This is a genomic window from Thermodesulfobacteriota bacterium (genome assembly GCA_025062045.1).
Lineage (GTDB): Bacteria > Desulfobacterota > Syntrophorhabdia > Syntrophorhabdales > JANXAF01 > JANXAF01.
In genome coordinates this window covers 41,751-62,771 of record JANXAF010000002.1, presented here as the reverse complement: position 1 = coordinate 62,771, position 21,021 = coordinate 41,751, and the positions used below count along the sequence as shown (strand labels likewise).

General features: G+C 43.8%; 17 protein-coding genes and 1 pseudogene. 12 read left to right on the top strand and 6 right to left on the bottom strand.

What is annotated here, in order from left to right; translation table 11 throughout:
• The first annotated feature begins 76 nt into the window (after nucleotides 1-76).
• The 5 genes and pseudogenes from NZ583_01960 (at nucleotide 77) to NZ583_01940 (ending at nucleotide 6,591) form a co-directional block, all read left to right on the top strand.
• Nucleotides 77-3,109, top strand: coding sequence for a CoB--CoM heterodisulfide reductase iron-sulfur subunit A family protein (locus tag NZ583_01960; protein MCS7280382.1), 3,033 nt, complete (start codon nucleotides 77-79; stop codon nucleotides 3,107-3,109).
• Between the two features lie 77 nt (nucleotides 3,110-3,186).
• A pseudogene (locus NZ583_01955) lies at nucleotides 3,187-3,882 on the top strand (hydrogenase iron-sulfur subunit).
• Nucleotides 3,870-4,316 carry an NAD(P)H-dependent oxidoreductase subunit E gene (locus NZ583_01950; GenBank protein ID MCS7280381.1) on the top strand — a complete coding sequence of 149 codons (447 nt, stop codon included), beginning with the start codon at nucleotides 3,870-3,872 and terminating at the stop codon, nucleotides 4,314-4,316. Before NZ583_01955 ends, NZ583_01950 begins: the two are co-directional and overlap by 13 nt.
• A 14-nt stretch (nucleotides 4,317-4,330) precedes the next feature.
• Nucleotides 4,331-5,980: an SLBB domain-containing protein gene (locus tag NZ583_01945; protein MCS7280380.1), complete on the top strand. Its 1,650-nt coding sequence runs from the start codon at nucleotides 4,331-4,333 to the stop codon at nucleotides 5,978-5,980.
• Nucleotides 5,981-5,982: 2 nt separating this feature from the next.
• Nucleotides 5,983-6,591: a 2Fe-2S iron-sulfur cluster-binding protein gene (locus tag NZ583_01940; protein ID MCS7280379.1), complete on the top strand. Its 609-nt coding sequence runs from the start codon at nucleotides 5,983-5,985 to the stop codon at nucleotides 6,589-6,591.
• On the opposite strand, the gene NZ583_01935 is transcribed toward NZ583_01940, so the two are convergent.
• Nucleotides 6,565-8,547 carry a cation:proton antiporter gene (locus NZ583_01935; protein MCS7280378.1) on the bottom strand — a complete coding sequence of 661 codons (1,983 nt, stop codon included), beginning with the start codon at nucleotides 8,545-8,547 and terminating at the stop codon, nucleotides 6,565-6,567. The genes NZ583_01940 and NZ583_01935 overlap by 27 nt on opposite strands.
• Nucleotides 8,548-8,967: 420 nt before the next feature.
• Here NZ583_01935 and NZ583_01930 point away from each other — a divergent pair, with 420 nt between their 5' ends.
• The 3 genes from NZ583_01930 to NZ583_01920 are packed head-to-tail and all read left to right on the top strand — an operon-like array spanning nucleotide 8,968 to nucleotide 11,158.
• Entirely contained in the window at nucleotides 8,968-10,125 is a 1,158-nt protein-coding gene (locus NZ583_01930; protein ID MCS7280377.1) for an acyl-CoA dehydrogenase family protein, read from the top strand.
• The gene (locus tag NZ583_01925; protein MCS7280376.1) at nucleotides 10,112-10,363 is read left to right on the top strand and encodes an acetyl-CoA carboxylase biotin carboxyl carrier protein subunit; all 252 of its coding nucleotides are present in this window, start codon (nucleotides 10,112-10,114) and stop codon (nucleotides 10,361-10,363) included. The genes NZ583_01930 and NZ583_01925 overlap by 14 nt, the downstream gene beginning before the upstream one ends.
• A gap of 15 nt (nucleotides 10,364-10,378) precedes the next feature.
• Nucleotides 10,379-11,158, top strand: coding sequence for an acyl-CoA dehydratase activase (locus NZ583_01920; GenBank protein ID MCS7280375.1), 780 nt, complete (start codon nucleotides 10,379-10,381; stop codon nucleotides 11,156-11,158).
• 2 nt (nucleotides 11,159-11,160) lie between these two features.
• Here the strand turns inward: NZ583_01920 and ftsY are convergent, their stop codons facing one another.
• From ftsY to NZ583_01905, 3 genes are all read right to left on the bottom strand, one after another.
• A complete protein-coding gene (gene ftsY / locus NZ583_01915) occupies nucleotides 11,161-12,069 on the bottom strand; it encodes a signal recognition particle-docking protein FtsY (GenBank protein MCS7280374.1) in 909 nt (302 codons plus the stop codon).
• Nucleotides 12,070-12,072: 3 nt separating this feature from the next.
• Nucleotides 12,073-12,294, bottom strand: coding sequence for a hypothetical protein (locus NZ583_01910; GenBank protein MCS7280373.1), 222 nt, complete (start codon nucleotides 12,292-12,294; stop codon nucleotides 12,073-12,075).
• Nucleotides 12,295-12,699: 405 nt separating this feature from the next.
• Nucleotides 12,700-13,668 (bottom strand): L-threonylcarbamoyladenylate synthase, encoded by a 969-nt coding sequence (locus NZ583_01905; GenBank protein ID MCS7280372.1) that lies wholly within the window; start codon nucleotides 13,666-13,668, stop codon nucleotides 12,700-12,702.
• Nucleotides 13,669-13,795: 127 nt separating this feature from the next.
• Between NZ583_01905 and NZ583_01900 the strand changes: the two genes are divergently transcribed.
• From NZ583_01900 to NZ583_01885, 4 genes are read left to right on the top strand one after another with little or no spacing between them, the layout of a single operon-like run.
• Nucleotides 13,796-14,869: a TRAP transporter substrate-binding protein gene (locus NZ583_01900; protein ID MCS7280371.1), complete on the top strand. Its 1,074-nt coding sequence runs from the start codon at nucleotides 13,796-13,798 to the stop codon at nucleotides 14,867-14,869.
• 7 nt (nucleotides 14,870-14,876) lie between these two features.
• Nucleotides 14,877-15,359, top strand: coding sequence for a TRAP transporter small permease (locus NZ583_01895; protein ID MCS7280370.1), 483 nt, complete (start codon nucleotides 14,877-14,879; stop codon nucleotides 15,357-15,359).
• Nucleotides 15,356-16,657 carry a TRAP transporter large permease gene (locus NZ583_01890; GenBank protein MCS7280369.1) on the top strand — a complete coding sequence of 434 codons (1,302 nt, stop codon included), beginning with the start codon at nucleotides 15,356-15,358 and terminating at the stop codon, nucleotides 16,655-16,657. The genes NZ583_01895 and NZ583_01890 overlap by 4 nt, the downstream gene beginning before the upstream one ends.
• A 4-nt stretch (nucleotides 16,658-16,661) precedes the next feature.
• Nucleotides 16,662-18,224, top strand: coding sequence for a benzoate-CoA ligase family protein (locus NZ583_01885; protein ID MCS7280368.1), 1,563 nt, complete (start codon nucleotides 16,662-16,664; stop codon nucleotides 18,222-18,224).
• Nucleotides 18,225-18,236: 12 nt separating this feature from the next.
• On the opposite strand, the gene NZ583_01880 is transcribed toward NZ583_01885, so the two are convergent.
• Both NZ583_01880 and NZ583_01875 read right to left on the bottom strand, forming a co-directional pair.
• Nucleotides 18,237-18,578, bottom strand: coding sequence for an oxidoreductase (locus NZ583_01880; protein MCS7280367.1), 342 nt, complete (start codon nucleotides 18,576-18,578; stop codon nucleotides 18,237-18,239).
• 13 nt (nucleotides 18,579-18,591) lie between these two features.
• Nucleotides 18,592-21,018 (bottom strand): molybdopterin-dependent oxidoreductase, encoded by a 2,427-nt coding sequence (locus NZ583_01875; GenBank protein ID MCS7280366.1) that lies wholly within the window; start codon nucleotides 21,016-21,018, stop codon nucleotides 18,592-18,594.
• Nucleotides 21,019-21,021: the final 3 nt, after the last annotated feature.

The following is a 21,021-nucleotide window of genomic DNA, read 5'->3' as shown; positions in this document are numbered from 1 at the left end:
GAGAGGGGAAATAATAACGAAGGAAAGGATACTAGAACTCATTAAAGACTTTGAGAGGAAAAAGATTGCGGATGTAATGGTTGTGGGAGGTGGCATAAGTGGAATTCAGGCTTCTTTAGATCTTGCTTCGTCAGGTTTTAGGGTCTATCTCGTTGAAAGGGCTCCTGGAATAGGCGGACACATGGCGAAGCTGGACAAAACGTTTCCTACGAACGATTGCTCAATGTGCATAGAGTCTCCTAAACTTGTGGAGTGTAGCAGACATCCAAACATAGAGATTCTAACTTACACTGAGATCGAAAAAGTCGAAGGAGAATATCCTGAATTTACTGTGACACTAATAAAAAAGCCTAGGTACATAGATGAGAGTAAATGCACGGGATGTGGGCTTTGCACCGAGTTCTGTCCGATAAAAGTGGATGACGAATACAACGAGAGGCTCTCCAAAAACAAGGCGATCCACGTTTATTTCTCTCAGGCGGTTCCCCTTGTTGCATACATAGAGAGGGACAACTGTCTTTACCTTGGTGGTGAAAAATGTTCAATATGTGCGGGAGTATGTAAGAATAGAGCGATAGACCTTTTTCAAAAGCCGAAAAGGGAGGAGATAGAAGTAGGAGCGATAATACTCGCACCGGGATTTGAAGTCTTTGATCCCTTTCTTACAGCCGAGTTTGGATACGGACTTTACGAAAACGTAATAACGAGCCTCGAATACGAAAGACTACTCTGTTCAACCGGTCCCTATGAGGGGGAGATATTAAGGAGATCGGATAAGACTCATCCGAAAAAGGTTGCCTGGATACAGTGTGTTGGATCAAGAACTGTAAGGGAACCCGGATCTCCTTATTGTTCATCAGTATGCTGTGCCTATACGCAGAAACAGGTGATCCTTACAAAGGAGCACGAACCGGAGTGTGAATGCGTGGTCTTTCATAATGATATAAGGGCCTTTGGAAAAGACTTCGAAAGGTTTTATGAGAGAGCGTCGAACCTTAGTGGTGTTCGGTTCATAAGGAGCTATGTCTCTTTGGAACGTGAAGTCGAGGAGACGAAAAACCTAAGAATCAAATATGCCACAGAAGAAGGAGTAAAGGAAGAAGAGTTCGATATGGTGGTACTCTCGGTCGGGCTCAGGCCTCCTCAAGGACATGACGAACTTGCAAAAAAGTTTGGAATCGAGCTTAACGGATACGGATTCTCCAAATCCTCACTTTCGAACCCGATCAAAAGTTCAAGGCCCGGCATATTTGTAAGCGGCGCATTTCTTGGCCCCATGGACATTCCAGAATCGGTAGTTTCAGGAAGTGGTGCCGCAAGCCAGTGCGGAGAGTTACTGACAATAAGGAGAAACCTTCTAACGAAGGAGAGGGTTTACCCAGAAGAAAGGGATACCAAAGGTGAGGAGATCCGAGTCGGGGTGTTTGTGTGCCACTGCGGCGCCAATATAGGTAGGGTTGTCAATGTGCCGGAAGTGGTTGAATTTGCGTCAAAATTAAAATACGTCGTACATGCCCAAGAGTCCATATTTGCGTGCTCCACTGATACCGCAAAGGAAATAGCGGAAGTCATAAAGGAAAAAAAATTAAACAGAGTGGTTGTCGCTGCATGTACACCGAGAACCCACGAACCCCTATTTCGTGATACGCTAAGGGAAGGGGGAATCAATCAGTATTTCTTCGAGATGGCTAACATAAGAGAGCACTGTTCATGGGTCCATCCCAAAGAGAAAAGACTTGCCACAAAAAAAGCCAAAGACATAGTAAGAATGGCAGTTGCGAGGGCTGTGCATCTTGCACCTCTTGAGGAGCTGAAACTGCCCATTGACAAAAGGGCTCTGGTCGTTGGCGGCGGTATCGCCGGAATGGTCTGCTCGCTAAGCATAGCGAGACAGGGCTATGAGGTTTATCTTATTGAGAAGGAGAAAGAGCTTGGGGGATACGCAAAAAAGCTCTACTTTACCTTAGATGGGTTCGACATTCGATCTTACACCGAGGAGCTTATAAGACAGGTTCATTCTGATCCCAGGATCCATGTGAGGACGAATTCGGAGATCGTGGATGTGTCAGGATACATCGGGAATTTTGAGACACGGATAAGGACAAAGGACCAAATCTCTGTCATAAAACATGGGGTTGCGATAATAGCTGTCGGGGCGGAAGAGCTAAAGCCTAATGAGTACGGATACGGCACGCTCAAATCTGTGTTAACAAACCTGGAATTTGAGGAAGTGGTGGCAAAGGATGACGTGATTTTAAAAGAAGCAAATTCAATAGTTATGATCCAGTGTGTCGGTTCAAGGAATAGGGAGAGGAATTACTGTAGCAGAATCTGCTGTAGCCATTCGATTAAAAATGCATTGAAGGTGAAAGAGAGATATCCCGACAAAGACATATACATCCTCTTTAGGGATATGAGGACATATGGGTTCTTTGAGGAGTATTATAGGGAAGCCCAGGGTAAGAACGTTCGCTTCATACGGTATGATGTCGAAAGACCGCCAGAACTTAAAGTCCAAACATTTAATGGAAAGGAATTGATGAAAATAGTTGTTCTGGATCGAATCATGAAGAAAGAGCTCGAGCTGGAAGCTGATATACTCGTTCTTGCTTCGGCTGTAGTTCCTTCCAAGAAGAACCGTGAGATTTCAAAGTTTTTTAAAGTTCCCTTGAACCCGGACGGATTCTTCCAAGAGGCCCATGTGAAGCTAAGGCCTGTCGATTTCTCCGCGGAAGGAGTATTTTTGTGCGGAATGGCCCATTATCCAAAACACATAAACGAGACTGTAAATCAAGCATATGGTGCGGCAGGAAGGGCGATAACAGTTCTTTCGAGTGAATATGTTTATGCTTCTGGATCCGTGTGCGAAGTGGACGAAGACGCGTGTGTGTCTTGTGGTGCTTGCATATCTGTGTGTGCTTACGGCGCAGTAGACTTTTACGAGACGGAAAAAGGAAAGAAGGCTAAAGTCAATCCAGTTTTATGCAAAGGCGATGGACTTTGCTGTGCTAAATGTCCGACGAACGCTATCCAGCTTAAGCATTTCACAGATAATCAACTTTTGACACAGATAAGAGAGGGGCTTAAGGCTTATAAGGAAAAGGACTAGGAGGGAAGATGAACACCTTCGAATACGCACCAAAACTAATAGGCTTTGTTTGTTTTTGGTGAGGGTACGGGGCAGCCGATCTGGCTGGAGTTTCCAGGCTGCAATACCCCCCAGATATCAGGTTAATCCGTGTAATGTGCACAGGAAGGGTTGACCCTTCCTTCGTGATAACATCCCTAAAGGAAGGGGCAGACGGGATCATAATAGTAGGCTGTCTTCCTGGGGAATGCCATTATGCAACGGACGGGAATCTGCACGCTTACGCCATGACACTGCTTTTAAAAAGAATCTTCGGCTTTATAGGGTTAGATCCCAAAAGGCTAAGGATGGAGTTCCTCTCGTCGGCAGAAGGGGTGAGATTTGCGGAGGTCATGAATAGTTTCATCAAAGAGATGAAGGATTTAGGCCCAATAGGAAAGAAAGAAAATTTGGCACAAGAAGTCCTTACCGAAAGGCTAGATGCGGTACTCAGTCTCTTACCATATATAAAGCTGGTTGAGAGGGAAAGACTGAGGTTCCCTGAAAATAGCGTAAAGGCCATAGATGAACTTTTCAATGATAGGGATGTAGAGAGGATGATCGAGAAGCTTATACTCGACAAGATAAGGATGGTCCTTATCCTAAGATCAAGAAAGAAAGGAATAGACCCCAAAGCTTGGCTAGAAGAATCTCGTGAATTGGAAATGCGTAAGGCCATTAAGCTTTTGGGAGAGTTAGAAAGGGAAGGATTTTTAATATCAGAGACCAGAAGGAGCCCAAGATGGAGTGGCTAGATAGAATAATTGCCAAGTATAACGGTAAACGAAATTACCTCGTAGAGATGCTAATAGACATCCAGCATGAGAAAGGTTACATTCCTAGGGAGTCCGTCTTCTATCTTGGCGAAAAACTATCTTTGCCACCGGGCGAGATATTCCGAATGGCGAGTTTCTATAAAGCCTTTAGTTTAATACCGCGTGCTGACCACACCGTTAAGGTATGCATGGGTTCTTCTTGCTGCTTCCGGGGAGGCAAAAAGATACTGGAGGAACTAAAAAACTTGCTAGGAATTGAGGAAGGGGAGACGACTCTCGATATGAAATTTAAGCTTGAAACATCGTCTTGCTCTGGGAGATGCGCTCTTGGGCCAGAAATAGAAGTGGATGGTGAAGTTTACGTGGGGATAAAGGCCGAGGACTTAAAGAATGTAATCGAAAAGATCCTTTGAAAAAAGGAAGGACTATGCAACGGATAAATTCTTACCAAGAGTTTCTCGAGCTCAAAAAGATACTTGAGTCTCGTCTAACCCTTATGGAAAAGACGATCTCCGTTTGTGGAGGTGCGGCGTGTCGAGCGTTATCGGGTCCGAAGATTGCTCATCTCCTAAGGGAAGGAATAGAAAAAAAAGGGCTCAAAGGTAAGGTAGAAGTCAAGCTTACGGGTTGTCATGGATTCTGTTCTTCTGGGCCGAGCATCATAATTTATCCCGAAGAGATATGCTATCTCCAAGTTAAAGTGGAAGATGTGGAGGAAATAATAGAAGAGACATTACTTTCTGGAAGGATAGTGGAAAGACTCACCTACGAAGACCCAGCTTTAGGTAGGATCCAAAAACTAAAGGAGATCCCATTTTACAAAAAGCAGACGAGATACATTCTCGAATATAATTCCAGAATCGATCCCACAAGCATTGAGGATTACATAGCAATAGGTGGATATTCTGCTTTGGCTAAAGCACTCTTTGAGATGTCGCCGGATGGAATTCTCGAAGAGATAAAAAAGGCAAATCTCCGAGGTAGGGGAGGAGGTGGATTTCCGGCTGGTCAGAAGTGGGAGACAACTAAAAACGCAAAAGGAGAAATAAAATATGTCATCGTAAACGCCCACGAGGGCGAACCCGGTGCCTACATGGACAGGGCGATCCTAGAAGGGAATCCACACCTAGTCCTTGAAGGTTTGATAATAGGTGCGTATGCCATAGGTGCGAAAGAGGGCTTTATATACTTGAGACATGACTCGCCGAGCTTAAAAAGGAACGTGGAAGTGGCATTAAAGAGAGCAAAAGAGTATGGGTTTGTCGGGAAAAACATAATGGGAAGTGGTTTCGATTTTGATGTAGAGATCCATTTGGATATAGGGATATTCGTTTCAGGCGAATCGAGTGCGCTTATGAGATCGATAGAAGGGAGGGTCCCGGAACCGAGGCCAAAATACATAAGGACTTCCGTAAGTGGGATATACGAGAGACCGAGCAATCTCAATAACGTTGAAACGTGGGCAAATGTTCCTCTAATTGTGGCAAAAGGATCCGAATGGTATTCGGCTATAGGGACAGAAAAAAGTAAAGGAACGAAACTCATATCGCTTTCTGGAAAAATAAAGAACGCTGGTGTTATTGAAGTTCCCTTCGGAATTACACTCAGAGAGATAGTCTACGAGATTGGTGGGGGAACAACAAACGGAAGGGCTCTAAAGGCTGTCCATCTAGGATCGGCGATGGGCGGATCGATCCCCAAAGATTTGATCGATCTGCCGTTGGACTTCGATACTTTGGCTGAGTATGGAGCTCCAATAGGAGCGGGAGGGCTTCTTGTTCTTGATGAGACAGACGATATGCTGGAAGTAGTTCTCTACTTTTTAGACTTCTTGTCTGGTGAATCGTGTGGGAAATGCGTTCCATGTAGGGAAGGGATAAGGCAGATAAAAAACTTGCTAAACAGGATAAGAGAGGGTAAAGGCACGAAAAAAGACATAGAGACCATAAAAGAAATATGCGACGCTCAAAGAAAGGCATCCCTTTGCGCGCTTGGAAGAACTGCATCGTATCCCCTTGAGAACGCTCTCAAATACTTTTGGCACGAGTTTGAATCGAGATTAAAAAGAGAGGGTTAATGATGTCAGACGTAAAAATAGTCATAGACGGAAGGGAAGTTAAGGCAGAAAAGGGTACGACGATTCTAGATGTAGCTTTTAAAGAAGGGATAGAGATTCCGACTCTATGTTACAGGAAAGATCTAGAACCTTACGGTGGTTGCAGGCTCTGCACCGTGGAGATAGAGACGAAAGGAAGAATAACTTATGTTGTATCATGTCTTTATCCAGTTGAAGAGGGACTTATTGTGAGGACAAGGACACCTCAAGTCGAAAAGATAAGAAAAATCATCGTGGAACTTTTACTCGCCCGAGCTCCTGAAGCCCCCGAACTCAAAAAGCTCAAAGAGGAGTATCAGGCCGAAGACGGTAAATTTCCAAAAGAACCTGTATTCTGCATACTTTGTGGTTTATGTGTTAGATACTGTGCGGAGATCAAGAAAAAGTACGCTATTACTTTTATGGAAAGCGGGCTAAAAAGAGAAGTCCGTTTTATACCAGAAGTGGCATCTAAAGAGTGTGCCAGGTGCAAAGAATGTTTTCCCCTCTGTCCAACTTCTTATCTCCAAGCGCTTTATCTTCTTACATCGATATTTTCCTCAGAATCACTTACTCAGGTAGTGAAAGGCTGATAGAAGCTGATCCTTTGTTCCAATGTAGATTAGGATATCGCCCTCTCTTATTGGAAGGTCAGGGTCTGGATTAAGTATATTAGTTTCGTTTCGCCTTACCGCTATAATCGTAGCGCCCGTTTTTGCCCTGAGATCGATATCCCTTATCGATTTACCGCAAATCCAAGAGTCCTTTTCGACAAAGTAACTATCCATTTCAAGCCCCTCCACCACGAAGCACTCCAAACCAACCCTCGTTTTGGCAAGTGTGTCAGCCCTTAGGGTTTTGTACCCGTCGCTTCTTATAGTTTCTATCTTTTCTAAAATCTTGTTTCTTGGAACGCCAAAGTGGTGTAGTACGCGCCCGAAGATTTCGAGAGATGTTTCAAACTCCTCAGGAATCACCTCATCTGCCCCAAGCGCCAGAAGTTCTTCCATCTCTGATACGTAGCGTGTTCTTACAATTATGTGTAGTTTTCGGTTTTCCATCCTTGCGATTTCTACTATCCTTTTGGTAGCTATCGGATCTGAAATCGCAACGACAAGGACTTTCGCGAACCGTATACCCAATTTTCTTAAAATCTCGGGACTTGTTCCATCACCGTAGTATATGGGTTCGCCTCTTTTACGCGATTTCCTGACAGTTTCGGGATTAAGCTCAAGAATTACGTAGGGTATCTGGGACTCTTTAAGAACTCGTGCCAAATTTCTTCCGTTTAAGCCAAAACCTATTATGATTACGTGGTTTGTCTTTCTTACCGGTATCTCCCCATCCTTCAATCTACTTGTCTTTTCGAGAAAGTAAAATGGTCTTCTCTTGGTAAGAAAATCCACGAAACCAGGTGTATACTTCATAGTTACAGGAGTAAGTAGCATTGACACTACGGTTATCGTTATAAAAGTCTGATATTCAAAATCATCGATCAAACCCGCCATCTTTCCGGCAAAGGCGAGAATAAAGGAGAACTCTCCTATCTGGGCGAGAAAAAAACCTGCCCTAAGGGTGATCTTCAATGACCTCAAATATGGGTAGATTGTAAAAAAGATTGCAGAGGCTTTAATAAAAATGACGGTGCCAACGAGTAGAAGCCCCTCAAAAAACCTTAGTTTCAAAAAGTCGAGATCGAGGAGCATCCCCACGGAAATGAAAAATATCCCCGAAAATATCTCTTTGAACGGAAGCATATCAGAAAGAACCTGCGAAGAATATTCTGACTCTGAGATCAAAACTCCTGCAAGAAATGCCCCCAGGGCTAAGGAAAGACCGAGTTTCGATGTAAAGTAAGCAGTACTCATGCATATAAGGACGGTGACAAGGATGAAAAGTTCTCTCATGCGCGTCTTTCCTATTTCGTGGAGGAGGTAGGGAACAGCAGTTCTTGAAAAAGTAAAAACGAAAAAGAGTATGAGAATCGATTTAAAAAGAGTGAAAATGTAGCCTCCTGCAAGTTGGATTTCTGCCTCGGAAAAAAGCCTTGTGAGGAGCATAAAGGGAATAACGCACAGATCCTGGAATAGAAGAATCCCGACACATATCCTTCCGTGTCTCGTATTCAACTCGCCTTTTTCGGCAAGTAGCTTCATTACAATGGCTGTGCTACTCAAACTTATGACGAACCCGTAAAAGATGGAACTTGTAAGTTTTGTGTCAAGAATGAAGTAGCCGAAAAACGTACATATTGCCGTTGTGGAAAGTATTTGGAGAGAACCGAATAAAAAGACTTCCTTTTTTAAAGCCGAAAGTTTGCTTAAAGAAAACTCAATTCCAATAGTAAACATAAGAAGGATAATCCCGATCTCAGCCGTCATTTCCACATCCTTTATGTCTTTGATGAGAGCAAGCCCATAGGGCCCTATAATAGTGCCAGCTAAAAGGAAACCAACAATGGATGGAAGCTTTACTTTTCCAAGGAGGTATATTATCGATGCGGATATTCCAAAAACGACAAGGACAGACTCGAAAAATTCGTAGGCCATAAAAGAATGTTAGCATTCGGGACCGATCTTGTAAATCGAACGACGTGATAGAATAGTTTAACGATCTTATTGCCCAACTAGATGGAGTAAGGATTAGGTCAAAAAATTCTTTTCTCGAGACTCAATTTAGCACGTCCTTAGGCGTTCTAACCGTCGACGAAGGCACATCTTTGAGGGCTTTTAATTCAAAGAAAAAATTGGGTCAAGCCAGAAAGACGAAATACTAAAGACTGCACGGATAGCTGTAGCCCTTAGCTTTAGACAAAAAGGACATTGGGAGAGTCTCATTTTGCCTCTGGAAGCATGCTTGATCTTTGAAGATCAAGTTCCACATTCAAAAATGGTCTTGACACTCAAGATACCCTCTGATATGATAGGTTGTTAACAGTTTCACAAACCAGAAAGAAAGGAGTGAATGAGATGGACTTTAGAATTTCTGAAGAACTCGAGCAAATGAGAAAGATGGCTTACGAGTTCGCACTCAAACACATAAAACCTACAATGGAAGAGGATGAGAAGGAACACAGATTCCGTCCTGAAATTGTGAAAAAGATGGGCGAGCAAGGAATGTTTGCGTGTATAGCTCCTGAAAAATACGGAGGACTCGCACTTCCCGAGGGGCACCTGGCTGCAACTCTCATGACTATCGAAGTTGCAAGAGTGAGCCCTTCATACGGATTGCCGTTCAATCTGCAGATGAATGGGCCCCAGACGGTCCTTCTAAAATACGGTACGGAAGAGCAGAGGGAAAAGTATTTGCCCGGACTAATTGCTGGAACTCTAAAAGGCTGCTTCGCAATAACTGAACCTAACTCGGGATCTGACGTAGCGAGCATGAGAACAACTGCTACCGAAGTAGATGATGGCTTCATTCTCAATGGAACGAAAACATGGATATCCGGTGTTCCGTACGTTGATGTGGGTATAGTCTATGCGATGACTGACAGGTCCGCAAAGCATAAAGGGATGTCCGCATTCATCGTTGATTTTAACACTCCTGGTATAACCCAGAGAGCCATAGAGACTAAACTTGGGCTTTTCTGCGCTCCAACGGGAGAAATATTCTTCGAAGACGTAAAGATCCCTAAAAGTGCTTTGATTGGCCAGAAAGGACAAGGGTTCGAAATCTGTATGTACATGTTGAACTTTACGCGGCTTAGTTCAGCAGCAAGAGCAGTAGGCGTTGCCCAGACTTGTATTGAAGAGGCTGTCAAATACGCAAACGAAAGGGAGCAGTTCGGTCAGCAGATAGGTAAATTCCAGATGATTCAGGAGCAGATAGCCAGAATGTACGTAGAACACGAGGCAGCAAAGCTTCTCGTCCTAAGAGCGGCATGGCAGAAGGATCAGGGCATCAACAACACCTTGGAGACATCGGTTGCCAAGTACTACGCGGCTGAATCAGCGAATTTCTGCGCCTCCGAAGCTATAAAGATTTTTGGCTCTTACGGATACTCTACGGAGTATCCTGTGGAAAGATTCTTTAGGGACGCAAAGTCCTATCAAATCGTAGAAGGTACTTCGAATATACAAAAAATGATCATTGCCCAGTACGTCTTGGGTTATAGAAAGGCCTAAGTTAAGTGTCAAGGAGGTAGTTATGGCGACAGAGGTTACCGTACCAATGGTTGGAAAGATTGTTAAAGTTCTAGTAAATGTTGGGGACAAGGTAAATGAGAACGACGAAATCGCTGTCTTAGAAGCGATGAAGATGGAAATGCCTATTGTCGCACCCTGCTCTGGCACGATAAAGGAGATCAGGGTAAAACCCGGCGACGATGTGGAAGCGGATTCGGTTCTTGCTGTCATCGAGTGAAGAAGAGGCAATGGCATGCTGGTTGCTGGTCTAGATATAGGTTCGATTACGACCGAAGCACTCCTTTTTGAAAAGGAAAAAGGCATAGTGAACTACACGATAATGCAAACCGGTGCAGACTCAAAAAAGACGGCGGAAGAAGCACTCGAAAAGGTGTTGGCGTACCCTAAAAAGAGCATGGAGGACTTATCCTACATAATTGCAACAGGTTGCGGAAGGAAAAGAGCAACTTTTGCCAATGATACAGTGACAGAGATAACCTGTATCGCGAGGGGCGCCAACTACCTTTTCCCCGACGCCAAAACAGTGATAGACATAGGTGGTCAGGACACAAAGGTAATAAGGATAGATAATAAGGGAAGGGTTGTTGAATTCGAAATGAACGATAAATGTGCGGCAGGTACGGGAAGGTTTCTCGAAGTCATGGCCCATGCTCTGAATGTGGACATAGACAAAATTGGTGGTATATCGCTTAAGCACAAAAAAGAGATAAGCATAAGTAGCATATGTACAGTCTTTGCGGAATCAGAGGTGATCTCCCTCTTAAGCGAAGGAGAGGAGCTGGAAGATATCCTTTACGGGATACACAAGGCCATCGCCGATAGAACGCTGGGTCTAATAAATAGGCTAGGTGGCATTGAAAAAGAGGTGGTAATGACAGGAGGGGTTGCAAAAAACATCGGTGTTGTTAAGGCCCTTGAATCTGCCCTAGGCGTGGAAATTAAAGTCTACTTTGAACCTCAGATAGTTGGGGCCTTAGGCGCCGCCTTAATCGCTCTGGAAAGGGCAACCTGAATTTAGTCCTCAAAGAGAGCCCTAGCGAATTCTTTTGCAGAAAAAGGGGAGAGGTCCTCAAGCTTTTCTCCCGTGGCTACGTATCTTATAGGAATCTTAAAACGCTCTGCAATCGGCAAGATAAATCCCCCCTTTGCAGTACCGTCGAGCTTTGCCACTGTCAATCCTGTCACGTGCAGAGCATCGTGGAAAGATTTTACCTGCTGGATCGCATTCTGCCCGTTTGTTGCATCCAAAACGAGCATGGTCTCGTGGGGTCCTTCACTTATCTCCTTGGCAATCACCCTTTTTATCTTTTTAATCTCTTCCACAAGGTTATGCTTTGTATGTAACCTTCCTGCCGTATCAAGAATAACAACGTCCATTTCTCTAGCCTTTGCAGCCTTCAATGTATCGTATGCCACACTTGCAGGGTCAGAACCTTCTCTACTTTTGACGATATCTACCCCAACCCTCTGGGCCCATATGGAGATCTGATCAATTGCTGCTGCTCTGAAGGTATCGCAAGCACCCAGAAGCACACTCTTTTTTTCGTCTTTTAATCTTTTTGCCAATTTGGCTATGGTTGTCGTTTTTCCAACACCGTTTACACCAAGTGTCAGAATCACAAAAGGTTTAAAATTGTCCACATAGAGTGGTTCTTCAACCTTCTTAAGGATCTCTTCGACTAAGTCTCGAAGAGCAACTTTTAACTGTTTTTCATCCTTTATGTATCCCCTCTTCCATCTCTCCTTTAACTGCTCTACAAGCCTTGAAGATGTATCGACACCACAGTCGGAAAGGATGAGGGCTTCCTCTATCTCATTAAAAACACTTTCATCGAATGTGCCCCTTATGGCCCATTCGATTCTCGTCTTAATCTGATCCCTTGTCTTCTTTAGTCCCTCTTTTAGCTTTTCAAAAAGTGACATAGCTTATGGACTATAAGGTTTTCCGCAGACATTACAGATACCGTTCTCATTTATTGTTCCAATACAAGTTTCGTCGCTGCAAAGAATCCGACTTTCAAAGTCTTCACTTTCCGATGGAAGCTCATTACCACATTCGTAACAGTATTGGCCAAGGACGTAGACATTCTTTCCACAGTTCGGACATTCAATCTTTGTTATTCTCTCTTGGCAATCCGCACAGAGCATCTTTCACCTCATCCTGACTACTTTTATTACCTTGTTATTTTTAAATTCGACAATTAGGGTGCCCCCTCTGTCAGGTAAAATTTTCCAGGAGGGCCTGTACGTCCAAAGGATTGTACCATAAGAAGTCATGCTTATTGAAGTGGGTTCGCCAAGCGAACTCCTTACCTCCTCTTGAGTCATACCCACTGTTATTGCTATAGACCTTTCGGGTCTTATTTGGGGACCAGAGCAACCAAAGATGAAAAAGAGAAAAAAAATTACAAGCCAAGTTTTCAACATTTTTTGTTGAAATCTTGTTGATAAAATGTACTGATTCATTTTTAAGTGCTCAATTTTACAAGAGTATTTCAACTTCCTGCCCCTGCCAAAGACCGGCCTCTAAAATAACATCTAAAACTCACTTTCTCAAGTAAGAAGATGTTTTTTTTCCGCTTTTTTCAGTCTTTCCATCATTGCACGACCGAGACCAACTTCTGGAATCTTTTCAGCGTAAATTATCTCTACGTCATCTCTGTCGAGCTCCAAAAGATAGGAAAAGAAGTTAAAAGCTGCCTCTTTTAAGTCCCCAGTCTTACTGAGTACTCTTATGTATTTGGCATTAACCTTTTTTTCTGGTTCTTTAAAGGCGAGATAGGAGGACAGAGGATTTTCTACCATCTCTGGGCCATCAACTATTTTTAAGGGTTTATGTGGTGCGTAGTGGTAGGGAAGCTGTCCGGGTGAACGGTATTTTTCTGTTCCCGAATGGGCGAACACAATCTCTCCGAACTCTGAAAGTTCCTCAATCGCTATTGCACCCAACCTGTAAACTGTTATCCTTTGTCCCTCCACGGATATAACGGTCGATTCGATCCCGAATACCGTATCTCCTCCATCGATTATGAGAGGAATTCTGTTCCCTAGAAGCTTTGCCACATGGGAGGCCTTTGTTGGACTTATGTATCCAAATGGATTTGCGCTAGGTGCGGCGATCGGTCTCCCGAAGGATTCTATAAGCCTTTTAGCAATAGGATGGGAGGGCATACGTACAGCGACGGTGGAAAGACCCGCTGTTACTATGTCTGGAATTTTTTCATTCTTTTCTAGAATGATAGTTAAGGGTCCTGGCCAGAACCTTTCCGCTATCCTTTTTGCCTCTTCCGGAAATCCTTTCACTATTTGCCGCACCCATTCGTAATCGGAAACATGAACGATTATCGGGTCAAAACGCGGCCTCCTTTTTACTTCGAAAATCTTAAGGACAGCGTGTGGGTTTAAGGCATCAGCACCGAGTCCATAGACCGTTTCTGTTGGAAAAGCGACGATCTCGCCCTTTTTTAAGAGATCGCAAGCTATTTGAAAAGCGGAGTAATCGTCTCCCTTTAAAATTTGCATGGAAAAATATACTCCGTTTTTAAACGGCGAGTCAAAAAATGTTAGAACAGTCGTATTCTCTTTTCACTTGACATCTTTGAAGAAAAAGTAATAAAGATAGATCAAACAATGTTTAAAGGAGGGGATCATGAGGAAACTTTCTTATGCTCTGCTCGTTGGTTTAATGTTTCTTTTCCTTGCGGATTCTGTTCTCTGTGCACCGGCAATCGAGCTCAAATGGGCCAACTACTTCCCTGTGGTTGCGAGGCAGTCGAAGATTTGTGAAGAGTTCATAAAGGACATCGAGGCAAGAACAGGGGGGAAGGTGAAATTCAGCTATTTCCCCGCAGGTACGCTTCTTAGCCCAGCCAAGATGTATGATGGGGTTGTCCAGGGTATAGCGGATATAGGATTCTCTCACATCGCTTACACACCTGGCAGATTTAAGGTCACAGAAGTCCTCGATATGCCACTCGGTTTTCCAAATGCTTGGGTGTCGAACCACGTGGTCAACGATTTCTTCAAAAGATTTAGACCTAAGGAATGGGATGATGTACATGTTCTCACTCTCCACAGTTCTCCTATAAACGTAATGATGGTTGCGACAAAACCAGTCTATAAGCTCGAGGATTTGAAGGGGCTTAATATCAGGGCGATGGGTTACATAGCCGATGTCGTTTCTGCTTTAGGTGCAACACCGAGGGGCGTTGCCGCTCCGGAGACGTACGATGCGATACTAAAAAGGGTAGTAGATGGAGTTTATATCCCTATGGAGACATTCAGAGCCTTCAGATTTGCAGAGGTCATAAAATACACGACGGAGTGTTGGGGCATCGGACAGCAGTATAACTTCTATATCGTCATGAATAAGGATACGTGGAGAAAACTTCCTGACGACGTAAAGAAAGTCTTTAACGAATATCCATTCCAGGAAAAGCTGGCTACAATGTGGAATGAAATAGACATCGATGGAAAACAGCTAGGTATGGAGAAAGGGATCCAGTTTATCACTCTCTCCCCTGAAGAGGAAAAAAGATGGATAAAGGCTGCCGAAACGGTGATTGACAAGTACATAAAATCAATGGTGGCCGCTGGTTATTCCGAGAGGGATGTGAGGGGATGGATCTCCTTTGTGAAGGAAAGGATTGACTACTGGTTGAAAAAGCAAAGGGAGCTTAAGATAAAGTCAACGACTGGTCCAGACGACGTAAGGATAAAGTAGTGCACTGATGGGAACGTTAGAGAAGCTAACGAGACGGGTAAGCAGATACATGGAGGGCATAGGGGCCATCTTCTTCCTTATCATGTTTTTTGCAAATTTAGTCGACGTTGTGGGCGCTAAATTCTTTAGATGGCCCCTGCCAGGGGCATTAGAGATAATAAGCTTTGCCCAGGTAGTGGCGATAGCTTTTGCGATCGCCTTTGGCCTTTTCATAGGAACCCACTTAAAGATCGAATTTATCTCTGAAAAGTTGCCTTTTTATGTAAAGAAAATTTTGGATATCTTTGTCTCTTTTTGCTGTCTTATCCTCTTTTTGGTCCTCCTAGTCTACGGTCTTAAGTATGCGAGATCTCTTCAGCTTTCCGGTGAGATTGGATCAGTATCTAAATTGCCATTATACCCATTTGCTTACGCCTTTGCTTTAAGTACAATCCCGGTCATTCTCTTCTACCTTTTAGAAGTTGTAAAAAATGTGAGGATGAAGAGATGAGCCCAGAAACGGTAGGTATAATCGGAATAGGGGTCCTTGTTTTATTTTTTGTAATAAGGATGCCTATTGCTTTCTCAATGGCGTTTGTAGGATTTCTGGGTTTTTCCTATGTAACATCATTAAAAACAGGTCTTGCCATTCTCCCCAGAAACATCTTTGAGCAGCTCACATCTTACTCTATTAGTGCCATTCCGATGTTCATCCTCATGGGTTACTATGCTTTTTCTGCAGGACTTGGTTCGAGGCTTTACGATGCGGCCTACAAAGTATTTGGCCACATAAGGGGTGGGTTAGCTATCGCCTCAATATTTGCGTGTGCTGCCTTTGGGGCTATTTGTGGGTCTTCTACTGCCACAGCTGCTACTATGGGAAAGCTTGCACTTCCCGCTATGAAAAAGTATGGATATAACGATACGCTTGCAACGGGCTGCATTGCAGCTGCGGGAAGTTTGGGAATACTAATACCGCCAAGCGTAATATTTTTGATTTACGGATTCATGACGGAACAGTCCATCGGCAAGCTTTTTATCTCTGGTATATTGCCAGGTATTCTCCTCGCAATCCTTATGAGCGTAGCTGTAATAATAATATGCTACAAAAACCCTACATACGGGCCGAAGGGAGAAAGATCAACGCTAAAAGAAAAGGTCATAGCCTGTCTTAGGATCATGGATGCTGTGGGCCTTTTTATTCTTGTCGTTGGTGGACTCCTTTTTGGTTTTTTTACACCCACTCAGGCAGGAGGAATAGGAGCAGCTGGTGCTTTAGTACTTGGTCTTCTAAGAAGAGAGGTTACATGGGATTCCTTTGTGCAAAATACGAGGGAAGCCCTAAGGACCTCTTGTATGATCCTTACGATAATTGCCTGTGCCACTGTTTTTGGAAAATTTGTAACTATTTCTAAGTTGCCTCTCCTTATATCTAACTGGGTTTCATCCCTTGAGGTCCCGCCCTTTGTCATTATGCTTGTCATAATCGCCATATACCTTGTGGGTGGATGTTTCATAGACGCTATTCCGCTTATCATTCTTACGATCCCTATCCTTTATCCTATTGTTCTTAATTTAGGATATGATCCCATATGGTTTGGGGTTATAATCGTGCTTGTCACATGCATGGGTGTCGTTACCCCGCCCGTCGGGGTTAATGTCTATGTGATAAAGGGAATTGCCAAGGATGTTCCACTAGAGCAGATATTCAAAGGCATATTCCCGTTCCTTATAGCCATGATTGTTGCTTCTATAATACTCCTTTTTTACCCACCAATTGCAACTTTCCTTCCGTCGTTTGTGAAGTGAAAAGATGGGGCGCATCTCCCTTCTGGACTACAAAGTTCCAGATTTTTTTAACCAGGTTGATCTACTCCTCGAAAGGCATATAAGGGAAGAAAGGGGAGGAAATGTCGCTATCTACTATGGAGATCAAGGAATAACCTACGCTGATCTTTATCTGTCCGTTAATAGACTCGGAAACAGCCTAAAAAATTTAGGGATAGAACCCGAAGATAGGATCCTCATCATTCTTAACGATTCCCCCGAATTCATAACTGCCTATCTTGCATCGATGAAGATAGGAGCCGTCCCTTGTCCTGTGAACACGCTCGCCCAGCCGAAAGATTACGTTTTCTTCGCCTCCGATTCGAGATCAAAAGCCCTTTTTGTTAATTTTGAACATTACGAAAAAATCCGTGAAATAAAAAAAGAGGTGCCCTCCCTAAAACACGTAATAATAGTCGGAGGATCCGAAAAAGGAACCATAAACTATTCTGAGCTTATATCAAAAGGCTCATCCGAGCTTCAAGTTGAAACCACATCCAAAGACGACATGGCATTCTGGATGTATACTTCTGGAACTACAGGGGTGCCGAAAGGTGTTATCCATCTCCACCACGACATATGTTACTATATACCGCCATTTGCGGAGCTTATACTGGGCATAACTGAAAAAGACGTCATATTTGCCACATCCAAAATGTTCTTCTCTTACGGGAGAAATGCTTCCTTGGAGATACCTCTTTTGTATGGAGCGTCAGTCATACTTTGGCCAAAATGGCCGAGACCAGAAGATATAATAGAGCTTATCGAGACTAAAAGGCCCTCCATCTTTTTTAGTGTGCCTACATTTTACAATGCTATTTTGAAGCAAGTCGAAAAAAGAGGTTTTTGTGACTTCTCTTCGATAAGAGCGTGTGTTTCAGCGGGGGAGCCACTCCCCAAAGAGATATTCGAAAAATGGGAGAGAAGATTTTCTCTCGAGATAATAGACGGAGTTGGTAGTACCGATGTTGGCGGAATCTACATGGCAAATAAAGAAGGAAAAAGAAAACCGGGATCGAGTGGAAAGATTATCCAGGGATTTGAAGGAGAACTAAGGGGCGATGATGGCTTACCGGTAAAACAGGGAAGTGTAGGTACGTTATGGATAAAGAACGATGGGGTCACCCCCGGTTATTGGAGGAGGCACGATAAGAATAAAGAGGTGATAAAAGGTGAATGGTTTAATACCGGGGACCTCTTTCTCATGGACGAAGATGGATACTTCTACTATCAGGGAAGAGCAGACGATATGTTAAAAGTAAGTGGGCAATGGGTATCCCCTCTGGAAGTAGAAAATGCGCTGATGGAACATCCAGCGGTGAAAGAGTGTGGTGTAGGAGGGGTGCCATCTGAGGAAGGTCTCATAAAAATTAAGGCTTTTGTCGTTTTAAATGAAGGATATAGACCTAGCGATGACTTAGAAAGAGAGATTATTGAACACGTAAAGGCAAAAATAGCCCATTTTAAAGTTCCCAAATCTATAGCCTTTGTGGAAGAGCTTCCTAGAACGGTAACAGGCAAGCTCGTAAGGTATAAACTTCGAAACTAGGAAACGAATTCGCTACCTGGGTCTAAAAAGAACAGTCCTTTTCTTCTCCTTCATTTTTTTTATAAGACTCTCTAAAGGTCCAAAATCCAGACATCTGGACATACAGTGCTTCACACACTGTGGTTCGAGCCCCCTCCTTACCCTCCCTATACATAGCGTACAGACTTCTGTGGGAAAGGGAAGATAGACCAGATAATACTTCTCATTGGGAAGCTTTTCTACGATTTCCATAACCCTCATGCCGGAAACTCCAGGCTCGTATCCGTATTCCTGAGCGCAGGCCACAACGCAGGTGTAGCAACCGGTACAGTACTCGTAATCTATAAGGATTCCGTATATATCCTTGTCTTCCATAGGACTCTCCTTTTTAGGCCCTGTAAATTTTACAAAGTAGATGCTTTATTGGAGCTCCAAGACCGTCCTTTCCGTTATAGCCCATTGGGATGAGAAGATTTATATTCGACTCCCAAACTCCAAAAAGCTCAGGCTCTTCAGCCTTTCTTTCAGGGAACCACCAGCCATGGGTCGCCATAACCATCCATTTTGGGACTATTGGTGTGACCTTCGCCCTGAATTTCGCTTTTCCCATCCAGTTTTCGACGTAGACCCATTCTCCATCAGAGATACCGTACTTTTTTGCGGTCTCAGGATGAATCTCCACAATTGGATCGGGCTCTAAAATGCGAAGATGTGGAATCATTCTATGTTCGCTGTGGAAATAAACGGGAGATCTCCTCCCCGTAGAAAGGACCAAAGGATATTCTTTCGCAAGGTCCGGTTGGGATGAAGGGCTAAAAGGGGGTTCTTCGTGAAGCGGCAATGGCTCGTATCCCCAATCTTCACGGAGGACAGAGTAAAGTTCAAATCTGCCAGTAGGTGTTTGAAATCCTTTCTTTCCGTCCTTTCGTAAAAGCCCCCTCTTATAACGAAAATACGGATGGCTTGGATGACCCTCGGGGGGAAATACCCATACTTTATTTTGAAGTTCTTTATAGGTAAGTCCCGATGGCTTAAGTATATCGTCGAAAAGCTCCTCCACCGTCTTCCATTTGAACTCTGGGTCGAATCTTTTCGCCAGTTCAAAGTTTATCTCGATGTCGGGTTTGCAATCATCGATCGTTAGCGCTTTATTTATGCTTTGGAGCGGAACCCACCATGATCTTATTCCATTTTTTTCTAAAAATGTTGCGGAAGGCAAAACTATGTCAGCGTACATTAAAGTCGGAGTCATAAAAAGATCCACACCTACAATAAAATCGAGCCGTAAAAATGCTTCAAGCCACCTTTTAGGATCCATTCCGATCCCTGCAAGAGGGTTACAAGCCTGGATCCACATTCCCCTTATTGGATAAGGCTTCCCGGTAAATATCTGCTCGAAGGCACTATCAGTTTGACATCTCCATATGAATTTCTGAAAAGGGCCGAACCTATTACTCCCGATCCTTAATAGATCCTGCTTTTTGGTTTTAAGTTTTATTACCCCTTCCGAACCGGGCAGAGCATAGGCGACACAGTCAAACGCGAATCTTGCAATAACATTACCTCCCGGAACATCAAGATTGCCCGTCAAAGCCCAAAGACACGCGATTGCGTGACAAAGGGGTGTTACGTTTGGAGTCATGTCTATCGGTACACCCCAGTGGATGGAGGCGGGTTTGCTTTTGGCATAGAGTCTAGCCGCTCTCACTGTGTCGCTTGCCGGCACGCCAGTTATACCTTCAACGGTCTTTGGATCGTACTCTTTTACCCTTTTTTGGAAAGCATCCCATACGGTATGGCACTTTATCTCCTTGCCGTTTAAATCCAAAAGAGAAATTTCGCAGGAGATTGCCACTTTTGATGCTTGAGGCCTATAACAGAGCTCTTCCGTATCCCAGACCGAAACCCTTTTAGCCTCTTCATCCCAGACTAGAAAGTTTTCTCTTTTTCCATCCGGATAGATATCGCTTTCACGAAGGAGCTGATCTTTGTCTTTTTTCAAAAGCAAAGAGGCGTTTGTCCATTCTTTAAGGAATTCATAATCTAACAGTCCCTCATCTAATATAACGTAGAGTAGTCCCATAGCCAGTGCCGAATCAGTACCAGGTCTTACAGGTAGCCAGATCTCAGCCCTAGATGAAAACCAGGTGAACCTCGGATCTATAACTATTATCTTTGTGCCTCGCTTCATCATGTCTACTATCCAATGGCCAAACAGATTGTCGGGACATGTGGCATGAATGTTGTAACCCCAAATTATCATGCATTGAGGAAGAACGAATCTTGGATCGTCATACCTCTTTTCAAACCATTGACCCGCGTCAAAAACACAGTAATCGCCCTGAAAAGTATCAAGAGCAGCAATCCTAGGGCTGTAACAAGCGTTTCCGCTCAAAGCAAACATGACATTCGGACTTCCGTATGCATATGCAAGCATTGAGATCCAAGGGCCTATATCCCTGCCCGTTCCCATAGCAAATATGAAACTTTCAGGCCCGGACTCCTCTCTAATTTTTTTCATCCTTTCCTCTATGAAGTCGAACGCAAAATCCCAAGATATCTCCTCCCAGACTCCCTCCCCTCTTTTTCCTTTCCGTAGAAGAGGTTTTCTCAGTCTTTTTGGATGCTCGATGTACTGCTTCATAGCCAAAGCACGCGCACATAATCTTCCCTGATTCCAGGGGTGGCTTGGGTCACCCTCAATCTTTAAAAGCCTACCATCCTTGACATACGCGATTACGCCACAACCGCCGTGACAACCTGGTCCGGCCGACCAAGTTGTTGTTCTAATAGCTTGAATTTCCTTCTCATCCATGCG